This is a genomic window from Streptomyces sp. UNOB3_S3, from assembly GCF_020740895.1.
In the GTDB taxonomy this organism is placed as follows: Bacteria; Actinomycetota; Actinomycetes; order Streptomycetales; family Streptomycetaceae; genus Streptomyces.
This window is the reverse complement of the sequence record NZ_JAILXP010000040.1, coordinates 18360-29195: the sequence shown is the minus strand read 5'-3', so window position 1 is coordinate 29195 and position 10836 is coordinate 18360. Positions and strand designations below refer to the sequence as shown.

Here is a 10836-nt window from a genome sequence, read left to right as displayed (position 1 = left end):
AGGCTCAGCCCCCGGCCCCCCGGTCAGACGCGGTACACCAGCGCCGTCGCGATGGCCGCCAGACCCTCCGCCCGGCCCGTCAGGCCCAGGCCGTCCGTGGTCGTCCCGGAGACCGACACGGGGGCGCCCACCGCGGCCGACAGGGCCGCCTGCGCCTCTTCCCGCCGCTTGCCGATCTTCGGCCGTACGCCGATGACCTGGATGGCGACGTTGCCGATCCCGAAGCCCGCCGCGCGGACGATCCGGGCCGCCTCCGTCAGGAGGGTGACGCCGGACGCGCCCGACCACTCGGGCCGGTCCGTGCCGAAGTGGGCGCCGAGGTCGCCGAGCCCGGCGGCGGAGAACAGGGCGTCGCACGCCGCGTGGGCGGCGACGTCGCCGTCGGAGTGGCCCGCGAGGCCGTGGCTCGCGCCCTCCCACAGCAGGCCCGCGCACCACAGCTCGCGGCCCTCCTCGAAGGCGTGGACGTCCGTGCCGACGCCGACGAGCGGCAGCACCGGGCGGGCGGGGACCTCAGGGGTCTCAGAAGCCATCGTTGGCCCTCCTGCGGGCGAGTACGGCCTCGGCCAGGACGAGGTCCAGCGGCCGGGTCACCTTGAACGCCTCCTCGTGGCCGGGCACGACCACGACCGGTACGCCGAGCCGCTCGACCAGGCCGGCGTCGTCCGTGGCGCCCTCGCCCTCCACGGCGACCTTCTCGTGCGCCTCGACGAGCGTCGCCCGGGCGAAGCCCTGCGGCGTCTGCACGGCCCGCAGCAGCGCCCGTTCGGGCGTGCCCACCACGGGCTCCGGCTCGCCGGCGCGCTCGCCGGTACGCGGCTCGACCTGCTTGACGGTGTCCGCGAGCGGCAGCGCCGGCACCACGGCGGGCGCGCCCTCACGCACGGCGGCGGCGACGGCGTCGACGGTGTCGACGGGCACCAGCGGGCGGGCGGCGTCATGGACGAGGACGGCGGTGACGTCGGCGGGCAGGGCCGCGAGGCCCAGCCGGACGGACTCCTGGCGGGTCTCGCCGCCGGGGACGACCACGACGTCGGTGCGGGTGCTGTCGCGGTCGGCCAGCGGATGGGCGTCGAGGAGGTTGCGGACCTCGGCGGCGCCGTCCGGCGGGGCGACCACGACGACGAGCGAGACCGCGCGGGAGGCCGCCATGGCCCGTACCGCGTGGACCAGCATGGGGGTGCCGCTCAGGGCCCGCAGGGCCTTGGGGGCACCCGGCCCGAGCCGGACGCCGCGGCCCGCGGCGGGAATGACGGCGGCGGTACGCGAAATGGTCTGCGAGTTGCCTCGATCAGACATTGGGTTGGCGTTCAGGTTTGCTTCCTCGGCCGAATTGGGTATGGCCTCAGCGTGCCGGGCACGATGCCCCGACCAGCCCCTTCCGTGACGACTGGTCGGGCCGGCTGCCCGGGCCCGGCACGCCAAGCGCGCGATGCGTAGCACAAGCTTTCACAAGCTGTCTGTCACAAGCCGTGTCTGTCACAAGCTCCAGAGCCGAAGACGCCGCAGCGCCCGCCGGATGACTCTGGTCATCACGCGGGCACCGCGGCACTTCTATGAATCCAGTTGCGGGGCACAGCCGCCGGCACCTGTGCTGTACGTCAGGACGCGAGAACCTCGTCGAGCAGGGCCTCGGCCTTGTCCTCGTTGGTGCTCTCCGCGAGGGCGAGCTCGCTCACCAGGATCTGCCGCGCCTTGGCGAGCATGCGCTTCTCACCTGCGGAAAGACCGCGCTCACGCTCACGCCGCCACAGGTCGCGAACGACCTCGGCGACCTTGATCACGTCGCCGGACGCGAGCTTCTCGAGATTTGCCTTGTAGCGACGGGACCAGTTCGTCGGCTCTTCGGCGTACGGTGCGCGGAGCACCTCGAAGACCCGGTCAAGCCCGTCCTGGCCGACCACATCGCGAACGCCGACGAACTCGGCATTGTCCGCCGGCACCCGAACCGTCAGGTCACCCTGGGCGACCTTCAGCACCAAGTAGGTCTTGTCCACGCCTTTGATCTGGCGAGTTTCGATGGCCTCGATCAGCGCGGCCCCGTGATGGGGATAGACCACGGTGTCGCCAACCTTGAACGTCATGTGACAGGTACCCCTTCCGTGGCTATCCAGTCTAACACGGGAACTGCCCGTTCTGAATGGCGTTTCCGCAGGTCAGGGCATATCTCGGGGCTTGACAACAGCAACCGGAACGTGCTGCGGAGCCCTTCCGGAAGCAGGTATTCGCAGGTCGGAGCGGTTGTCCGGGTCAGGCGAAACGCGCACGTTACACCTGTCGGACAGGCCCCGCGAGCGGCCGAACGTCCCGGTTTGCCGGGCTCCGGTCGGCCGACTTCCGGTACTCCGTTCGGGGCGCGGAGCCGTTCCGCACTTCCCTTCCGGAATTGATCAAGTTCGATGTGATCAATTCCGGAAGGGCCTTCCCGGGACCTCTCGCATTCATTGCCGATATTCCCTCGCGTCACCCGGCCGGGCGTTCCACGGCGGCCGATCTTCCGGCCGTGGCCGATATTCGGCCGTGGGGCCGCCGCGGCGCCGAGTTGACCATGGGGGCGGGTCGGGTGCGGGCGCCGTAGGACGGCTCGGTAACCTAAGCCCGCTGACACAGACCCTTATCCCGTACGTACCTCGTACGTGACCCTCGTCCAAGGAGATGCCGCCGCCGTGAGCAGCAGCCTTCGACGCGGCGCTCTCGCCGCTTCCGCCCTCGTGGTCTCGATCGCCTCGCTCTCCGCCTGCGCCGCGGGCAACAAGGCGCAGACGCTGGAGGTCAAGCCGGACAACGCCGCCACCTCGGTCGGCGACATCAAGCTCCAGAACGTCAATGTGATCACCCAGGAGGACCTCAAGGCCGGTGGCCCGGCGGTCATCACGGGCAAGGTCTTCAACAACGGCCGCAAGGACCAGGAGCTGCGCTCGATCAAGCTCGCGGGCCTGAACGTGCCCGTGAACCTGTCCCCGGCGAAGGGCTCCGGCCCGGTCGTCGTGCCGGCGGGCGGCTCGATCGTCCTGGGCGGCAAGGACAACCCCTCGGCGGTGCTGCCGAAGGGGCGCGAGGGCCTGAAGGACGGCGCGACCCAGCGGCTGGCCTTCGACTTCAGCTCGACGGGTGAGGTGAAGATCGCCGCGTTCGTCGTCCCGGCGAAGAGCTTCTTCAAGGAGTGGGGCCCCAGCCAGGCCCCCGCCACCCAGCCCAGCGGCACCCCGTCGGCCCCGGCCGGCTCCCCCTCGGCCCCGGCCGGCGCGGCCGAGGGCCAGCCGCAGGGCGCCGGCCACCAGGCGGGCACCAAGCCGGGCGCGACCGCCCCGGCCACCCAGCAGAGCGGCCAGCAGCAGCACACGGCCCACTGACGGCACGCGAAGGGGGCCCGGAAGCCTCGTGAGGTTTCCGGGCCCCTTTCGCATACCCCGCGGCCCGTGGGGCCGGGTCCGGGTCCGGTCTACGGCTCGAACTTGTAGCCCAGCCCACGCACCGTGACCAGGTAGCGCGGCGCGCCCGGGTCCGGCTCGATCTTGGCGCGCAGGCGCTTGACGTGGACGTCGAGGGTCTTGGTGTCGCCCACGTAGTCCGCGCCCCAGACGCGGTCGATCAGCTGCATCCGGGTCAGGACGCGCCCGGCGTTGCGCAGCAGCATCTCCAGGAGGTCGAACTCCTTCAGCGGCAGGTCCACCTTGCCGCCGGCGACGGTGACGACGTGCCGGTCGACGTCCATGCGGACCGGGCCGGCCTCCAGCGCGGCGGGGGTGACCTCCTCGGGCTCGCCGCGGCGCCGGAGCACGGCGCGGATGCGGGCGACGAGCTCGCGGGAGGAGAAGGGCTTGGTGACGTAGTCGTCGGCTCCTATTTCCAGGCCGACGACCTTGTCGATCTCGCTGTCCTTGGCGGTCACCATGATCACGGGCACATTGGAGCGTCCGCGCAGCTGCCGGCAGACCTCGGTGCCGGGCAGGCCCGGCAGCATCAGGTCGAGCAGGACCAGGTCGGCGCCGTTGCGCTCGAACTCGTCCAGTCCGTCGGGCCCGGTGGCCGCGACCGCGACCTCGAAGCCCTCCTTGCGGAGCATGTAGGACAACGCGTCGCTGAAGGATTCTTCGTCCTCGACGACGAGCACTCGGGTCACGAGGCGGCCTCCGGTCGGTTCTCTGGGAAGTGCGGAGCGGGGGAAGTGGGAGTGGCGCCGGGGGTCACGGCCGGACCCCCGGAAGCGGGAGGTGCTCACCGGCGAAGGTCGCGCCGGCGGGCTCGTCTGGGGTGTCGCCGGAGTCCGGGACCGGCTCGGGTCCGGGCTCCTGGCCGATGCGCGGCTGCCTGCCGCCCCGCTCGCGGTCACGGGCCGCGCCCGCCTCGGGCAGGCGCAGCGTGAACGTGGAGCCCTGGCCCTCGGCGCTCCAGACGGTGACCTCGCCGCCGTGCGAGGCGGCCACGTGCTTGACGATGGACAGGCCGAGGCCGGTGCCGCCGGTGGCGCGGGAGCGGGCAGGGTCGACGCGGTAGAAGCGCTCGAAGACGCGCTCGCGGTCCTTCTCGGAGATGCCGATGCCCTGGTCGGTGACGGCGACCTCGATCAGGTCGCCGCCCGGGGAGGCGACGCGGCGGGCGGCGATGCCGACGCGCGTACGGGCGGGGCTGTAGTTGACCGCGTTCTCCACGAGGTTGCCGAGGGCGGCGGCGAGCTGGCCGCGGTTGCCCCAGACGTGGAGGTCGGCGGTGCCTCCGGTGGCCATGGTGATCTGCTTGCTGGCGGCGCTCTGGCGGCAGCGGTCCACGGCCTCGGCGACGAGCTCGTCGACCCGGACGGGCTCGGAGTCCTCGAGCGGGTCGTCGTACTGCACCCGGGAGAGGTCGATGAGCTCCTGGACCAGGTTGGTCAGCCGGGTGGCCTCTATCTGCATCCGGCCGGCGAAGCGGGTGACCGCCTCGGGGTCGTCGGAGGCGTCCATGACGGCCTCGGAGAGCAGGGAGAGCGCGCCGACGGGCGTCTTGAGCTCATGGCTGACGTTGGCGACGAAGTCGCGGCGGACGGCCTCGATGCGGCGGGCCTCGGTGAGGTCCTCGACCAGCAGCAGCACGAGCCGGGAGCCGAGCGGCGCGACTCTGGCCGACACGGCGAGCGCGTCGCCGCGCCCGGTGCCGCGCCGGGGGAGGTCGAGCTCGACCTGGCGTATCTCGCCGTCCCGACGGGTGTCGCGGGCCATCTGGAGCATGGGCTCGACGGCGAGCTTCCCGCCGCGCACCAGCCCGAGGGCGTAGGCGGCGGAGCTGGCCTTGACCACGGCGTCGGCCTCGTCGAGGACGACGGCGGAGGAGCGCAGGACGGAGAGGACGGTGTCGACACCGGGCGGCAGCACCGCGTCGGTGTGCAGGGAGCTGCGGGTGGGGCGGGCCTGGTCGCGCTCGCTCCAGCGGAACGCCAGCATGGCGATCACGCCGGTGCACACTCCGGCGATCGCCGCCGCTGCGGCGACGGCCGCGTCCAGGTTCATGAGTCAAGGTTATGCGGGTGCGCCGACACAGCCACAGCCAAATGGGGGGCACCTCGAACACCCGTTGCCAAGAGTTCACCTTCAGGCCAGCACCGGTTCATTCCGGAGGCTGCCTGCCGTCTACGTTCCGGCCGGAACGTAGAGGTCACGGCCGGAATGACGGCCGGGCATCACCGAGGTGAGAGAAGGACGGGACATGCGGGACGCGTACCACGAGGAGCTGGATTCGATCGGCGAGGGCCTGGTCGAGATGGCCCGGCTGGTCGGCTCCGCGATCGGGCGCGCCACCACGGCGATCCTGGACGCGGACCTCAAGCTGGCGGAGTCGGTGATCGCGGCGGACGCCAAGGTCGACGACCTCCAGCGGGACCTGGAGGCCCGGGCGATCGCCCTGCTGGCGCGGCAGCAGCCGGTCGCCACGGACCTGCGGATCGTCGTCACCTCGCTGCGCATGAGCGCGGACCTGGAGCGCTCCGGCGACCTCGCCCAGCACGTGGCCAAGCTGGCCCGGCTGCGCTTCCCGGAGTCGGCGGTCCCGCGCGACCTCCACTCGACGGTCCTGGAGATGGGCCAGCTCGCCCAGCGGCTGATGGCCAAGGCGGCCGAGGTGATCATCACCAAGGACGTGGACCTGGCGCTCCAGCTGGAGCAGGACGACGACGCCATGGACCTGCTGCACCGCACGCTCTTCCAGCACCTGATGGACGACCGCTGGCGGCACGGCATCGAGACGGCCGTCGACGTGACCCTGCTGGGCCGCTACTACGAGCGCTTCGCCGACCACGCGGTGTCGGTGGCCAAGCGCGTGGTCTACCTGGTGACCGGCGAGCACGCGGACGAGATCGCCGCCCAGGGCGGCGGCGCCCAGGGCACGGCCGGAACGGACTGACGCCCCCGGAAGCGGTCCCGCTCCCCCGCACGCCCTGGCGCCCCCTCCGTGCGCCTGTACGCCCCCACTTGGTCCGTACATACGTACGTGGTGAGCATTGACGCTCGCTCCGGGCGGTCCTTGACTGGGTGGGAGGCAGACACCCCTTCGAGGGAGGAGACCGAATGAGCGGCTGTCAGTGTGGTCCCGGGTGCTCGTGCGGCTGCCAGAACGGCGGCTCGTGCCAGTGCGGCGGCAGCTGTAGCTGACGACTCACACACGTCACTCACACGTAGGAGAAGGGCCTCCGCCCGCAGCCCTGGGCTGCGGGCGGAGGCCCTGTCCTGTCCACGGCTATGCGTTGTGCGGCCGACCGCACCTGTCGTCCCGCAGGTGCAGCCGACGGAGTTCCGCCAGCTCGGCCGCCGGGAACAGGTGCCCCTGCCACTTCTTGCGGTAGCCCTGCTCCCCGTGAAGGCGCAGAACCGATTGCGCGGCGTTCAGGACGGCATGCCCGAGCACGCGGCGCGGCTGCGTCGAGCTCCAGGAGAGCTCGCCTTCCTCATCGGCGGCTCTCCTCCTCGCGTACAGGTCGGGGAAATGGCGGATCGCGATGTCGACACCGGATCCGTGGCGGCGGAGAACCCACCGTGCCTCGACCGGTTCGAGGTCGAAGGAGAACCGCTGGACGGCGTCGGAGCCGTAGAGACCTACTACGCCCCTCAGCAGGTCGCCCAGAGCGTCGGTGCAGTGGCCCACGACGTCCACGTGCTCCGCCGAGCCCTCGGCGATACGGCACGTCGCCCAGCCGGCGCCGCCCAGTTCCCAGCCGAACCGGAAGTCATCGGTCATGCCGCCCCCTTTGCGCAATGGAAAGGCCCCCGCCGCACCGGGAAAGTACGGGCAGGGGCCTGAGCCACAGGGTTACTTCTTCTTGCCCTGGTTCTTCACGGCCTCGATGGCGGCCTTGGCGGCCTCCGGGTCGAGGTACGTGCCGCCGGGGACGACCGGGCGGAAGTCGGCGTCGAGCTCGTAGGCGAGCGGGATGCCGGTCGGGATGTTCAGGCCCGCGATGTCGGCGTCGGAGATGCCGTCGAGGTGCTTGACCAGGGCGCGCAGCGAGTTGCCGTGCGCGGCGACCAGGACGGTGCGGCCGGCGAGCAGGTCCGGGACGATGCCGTCGTACCAGTACGGCAGCATGCGCGTGACGACGTCCTTGAGGCACTCGGTGCGCGGGCGCAGCTCGCTCGGGATCGAGGCGTAGCGCGGGTCGTCGCTCTGCGAGAACTCGCTGCCGTCCTCGAGCGCCGGCGGCGGGGTGTCGTACGAACGGCGCCAGAGCATGAACTGCTCCTCGCCGAACTCGGCCAGCGTCTGGGCCTTGTCCTTGCCCTGGAGGGCGCCGTAGTGGCGCTCGTTCAGCCGCCAGGAGCGGTGGACGGGGATCCAGTGGCGGTCGGCGGCCTCCAGCGCGAGCTGCGCGGTGCGGATCGCGCGCTTCTGGAGGGACGTGTGGACCACGTCCGGGAGCAGGCCGGCGTCCTTCAGGAGCTCACCGCCCCGGACCGCCTCCTTCTCGCCCTTCTCGTTGAGGTTGACGTCCACCCAGCCGGTGAACAGGTTCTTCGCGTTCCATTCGCTCTCGCCGTGGCGGAGGAGGATCAGCTTGTACGGTGCGTCGGCCATGCCCTTGAGCGTAATCGACCGCGTGAGCGCCCCGCGCCCCGGACGATTGACGCCGACCGTCAATTGAATGGCGTGGACACGATCAAATCCGTAAGGTGCGGAGAACTTAGTACCACTTACATTCGGGGGGCGCGGGATGTCGGTCGCGAGTATCGGGCGGGCCGCGAGGCAGAGCGTCTCGGGGCTGCCCCGGGCGTTCTGGTGGCTGTGGGCATCGACCCTGATCAACCGGATGGGCGCCTTCGTCGCCACGTTCCTGGCGCTCTATCTGACCGTCGACCGGGGCTACTCCGCCTCGTTCGCCGGTCTCGTCGCCGCGCTGCACGGGCTCGGCCAGGTCGCCTCCTCCCTCGGCGCCGGCGTGATGACCGACCGGCTCGGCCGCCGCCCCACGCTGCTGATCGCCCAGCTGTCCACCGCCGCCACCGTGGCGCTGCTCGGCTTCGTCCAGCACCCCGCCGCCATCGCGGCCGTCGCCTTCCTGGTGGGCGTGACCAGCAACGCCTCCCGCCCGGCCGTCCAGGCGATGCTGGCCGACATCGTCGCCCCCGAGGACCGCGTCCGCGCCTTCGCGCTCAACTACTGGGCCATCAACCTGGGCTTCGCGTTCTCCTCGCTCGCCGCCGGTGTCATCGCCCAGTACAGCTATCTGATCGGCTTCCTCGGCGAGGCCGCCCTGACGCTCGCCTGCGCCGTCCTGGTCTTCCTCAAGCTCCCCGAGACCCGCCCCGCGGCCGCGCCCGGGGCGGACGGGGCCGCCGGGGAGCCCGCGATCGGGCTGGGGACGGTGCTGCGCGACCGCCGCTTCATGGGCGTCGTCGGGCTGTCCTTCCTGATGGCCCTGATCTTTATGCAGCACTCGGTGGGCCTGCCCGTGGCCATGGGCAAGGACGGCTTCTCCAGCGCCGACTACGGCATGGTCATCGCCGTCAACGGCGTCCTGATCGTCGCCCTCCAGATCCCCGTGACCCGCTTCATCGAGCACCGCGACCCCCAGCGACTGCTCGTGATCTCCGCCCTGCTGGCCGGGTACGGCTTCGGGCTCACCGCCTTCGCGGGCTCGCTGGGCGTGTACGCGCTGACCATCTGCGTCTGGACCCTGGCGGAGATCATCAACTCCCCGACCCAGATGGGCCTCGTGGTCCGCCTCTCCCCCGCCCAGGGGCGGGGGCGCTACCAGGGCGTCTACACCCTCTCCTGGTCCCTCGCCTCGCTGGTCGCCCCGCTGGCGGGCGGGTTCGTGATCGACGAGTTCGGGTCGGAGGTGCTGTGGGCGGGGTGCGCGGTCGTGGGCACGGTCGCGGCCGCCGGGTACTGGGGCTTGATGCGGAATCTCCCTGCGGAGGGCTCCATCGATGCCGGGATGACCGCCGCCGGGACAGCCGCCGCCCCGGCGCCCGAGGAGGCGTCGGCCTGACGCTCGGGAGTCAGGGCCTCGGCTCGTCCCGCGTCAGGCGGGTGAACGCGTCGAGGTTGCGGGTCGACTCGCCGCGCGCCGTGCGCCACGCGTATTCCTTGCGGATCGCGCTGGCGAACCCCATCTCCAGCAGCGTGTTGAAGCTGCCGTCCGCGTGCTCCAGGACCTGCCCCAGGATGCGGTCCACCTCGTCGGGCGTCACGGCCGCCAGCGGCAGCCGCCCGACGAGGTAGACGTCCCCCAGCCGGTCGACGGCGTAGGCGAGCCCGTAGAGCTTGGTGTTCCGCTCCAGGAGCCAGCGGTGCACGGCGGCGTGGTTCTCGTCGGGGCACCGTACGACGAAGGCGTTGACGGACAGCGAGTGGTTGCCGACGACCAGGGAGACGGTCGTCGACAGCTTGCGCGTGCCGGGGAGCTTGACGACGTACGTGCCGTCGGAGCCGGCCGGGCTCTCCCATTCGAGGCCCGCGTCGCGGAGCGCGTGCTCGATGGTGGTCTTCGCGTCGGTGTCGGACATGTGCCGAGCGTAGGCGACGCGCGGCGCGCGGGGCGGGGCGGGCGTGCCGGGCCCGTCGCCGGGCGTGCCGCCCCTGTCCGGGTACCGGCGAAAACCACCACCACAGCAGCGCGGCGAGGAAGAGAACCGCTGCCACGAGGACGACTACGCCGATGACTACGGCCATGGCACGGCCTCCGGAAGCCACGCGTCCGCGTCGTGGAGCTCGAACCAGACCCGCTTGCCGACGACCTCGTGCCCCGCACCCCACGTCCACGTCACCCCGGACGCGGCGCCGAGCCTGCGCAGCAGGGTCAGGCGCGGGTGGTCGTCCGGCCGTCTCCCGTACTCGACCGGCGCCCCGTGCGGGTTGTCCGTCCCCACGGCGACGACGAGGTGCGGCGGCAACAGCGTGATCTCGACGGCGAGGGGACCGAGGATGCGCGGGATCATGTACGTCACGGCATCGGACACGCATAGGCGCGCGTCCTCGATCAGGGTGGCGGACAAGGGCGACGCCGTCGCCGCCAGCACCGCCCGTACGACGTCGCGGGCGACTCTGACGGATGGCAGAGTCGCGGGGGTGACGAAGCGGTAGGCCTCGGTTCCGGCGGTAATAGCGCAGGTGGTGCCGGGGCTTCTGAGCGTGGCTGTACGCATGGGGTTTCTCCCAACAGTCGCGGGCCGCACCCACCTCACGCCCGTCCGTGGCTCGGCCGCCCCCCGGGTGCCCCAACGGGCATGCAGGCGGCTGCACTTCGGGTCTTCCCGACGTGAGAGTGCGGTGTGCTCAGGACGATAGGGGCGCTGAATGAACCCTTGCAACCGATTCCGGGAAACCCGTGCACCGGCTGGACCCGTCGGAAGATCGCGCGCAAGACTG

At 71.5% G+C, this 10836-nt stretch carries 12 protein-coding genes; 3 read left to right on the top strand and 9 right to left on the bottom strand.

Annotated elements, in window-relative coordinates:
• Positions 1 to 23: 23 nt before the first annotated feature.
• The 3 genes from ispF to K6I33_RS07160 form a co-directional block, all read right to left on the bottom strand.
• Positions 24 to 533 carry a 2-C-methyl-D-erythritol 2,4-cyclodiphosphate synthase gene (ispF, locus tag K6I33_RS07170; protein ID WP_229348931.1) on the bottom strand — a complete coding sequence of 170 codons (510 nt, stop codon included), beginning with the start codon at positions 531 to 533 and terminating at the stop codon, positions 24 to 26.
• Positions 523 to 1299 carry a 2-C-methyl-D-erythritol 4-phosphate cytidylyltransferase gene (gene ispD / locus K6I33_RS07165; protein ID WP_229348930.1) on the bottom strand — a complete coding sequence of 259 codons (777 nt, stop codon included), beginning with the start codon at positions 1297 to 1299 and terminating at the stop codon, positions 523 to 525. Before ispD ends, ispF begins: the two co-directional genes overlap by 11 nt.
• A 302-nt stretch (positions 1300 to 1601) precedes the next feature.
• Entirely contained in the window at positions 1602 to 2084 is a 483-nt protein-coding gene (locus tag K6I33_RS07160) for a CarD family transcriptional regulator (protein ID WP_009716930.1), read from the bottom strand.
• Positions 2085 to 2666: 582 nt separating this feature from the next.
• On the opposite strand from K6I33_RS07160, the gene K6I33_RS07155 reads away from it, so the two are divergent.
• Positions 2667 to 3353: a DUF461 domain-containing protein gene (locus K6I33_RS07155; protein WP_229348929.1), complete on the top strand. Its 687-nt coding sequence runs from the start codon at positions 2667 to 2669 to the stop codon at positions 3351 to 3353.
• 89 nt (positions 3354 to 3442) lie between these two features.
• Here K6I33_RS07155 and K6I33_RS07150 read toward each other — a convergent pair whose 3' ends face one another.
• The gene (locus K6I33_RS07150) at positions 3443 to 4123 is read right to left on the bottom strand and encodes a response regulator transcription factor (RefSeq protein WP_015035162.1); all 681 of its coding nucleotides are present in this window, start codon (positions 4121 to 4123) and stop codon (positions 3443 to 3445) included.
• A 64-nt stretch (positions 4124 to 4187) separates the two neighbouring features.
• Positions 4188 to 5486, bottom strand: coding sequence for a cell wall metabolism sensor histidine kinase WalK (locus K6I33_RS07145; RefSeq protein WP_229348927.1), 1299 nt, complete (start codon positions 5484 to 5486; stop codon positions 4188 to 4190).
• Positions 5487 to 5682: 196 nt separating this feature from the next.
• Between K6I33_RS07145 and phoU the strand changes: the two genes are divergently transcribed.
• Positions 5683 to 6375: a phosphate signaling complex protein PhoU gene (phoU, locus tag K6I33_RS07140; RefSeq protein WP_229348925.1), complete on the top strand. Its 693-nt coding sequence runs from the start codon at positions 5683 to 5685 to the stop codon at positions 6373 to 6375.
• Between the two features lie 333 nt (positions 6376 to 6708).
• Here the strand turns inward: phoU and K6I33_RS07135 are convergent, their stop codons facing one another.
• Both K6I33_RS07135 and K6I33_RS07130 read right to left on the bottom strand, forming a co-directional pair.
• Positions 6709 to 7206 (bottom strand): hypothetical protein, encoded by a 498-nt coding sequence (locus K6I33_RS07135; RefSeq protein WP_229348923.1) that lies wholly within the window; start codon positions 7204 to 7206, stop codon positions 6709 to 6711.
• Positions 7207 to 7278: 72 nt separating this feature from the next.
• On the bottom strand, positions 7279 to 8040 hold the full coding sequence (locus tag K6I33_RS07130; protein WP_126915459.1) for a phosphoglyceromutase: 762 nt from the start codon (positions 8038 to 8040) through the stop codon (positions 7279 to 7281).
• A gap of 136 nt (positions 8041 to 8176) precedes the next feature.
• Here K6I33_RS07130 and K6I33_RS07125 point away from each other — a divergent pair, with 136 nt between their 5' ends.
• Complete coding sequence (locus K6I33_RS07125) at positions 8177 to 9457, top strand: MFS transporter (protein WP_229348921.1); 1281 nt, start codon at positions 8177 to 8179, stop codon at positions 9455 to 9457.
• Between the two features lie 10 nt (positions 9458 to 9467).
• Here K6I33_RS07125 and K6I33_RS07120 read toward each other — a convergent pair whose 3' ends face one another.
• A complete protein-coding gene (locus K6I33_RS07120) occupies positions 9468 to 9974 on the bottom strand; it encodes a YbjN domain-containing protein (RefSeq protein ID WP_229348919.1) in 507 nt (168 codons plus the stop codon).
• A 156-nt stretch (positions 9975 to 10130) separates the two neighbouring features.
• The gene (locus K6I33_RS07115) at positions 10131 to 10613 is read right to left on the bottom strand and encodes a hypothetical protein (RefSeq protein ID WP_229348917.1); all 483 of its coding nucleotides are present in this window, start codon (positions 10611 to 10613) and stop codon (positions 10131 to 10133) included.
• Between the last annotated feature and the right edge of the window lie 223 nt (positions 10614 to 10836).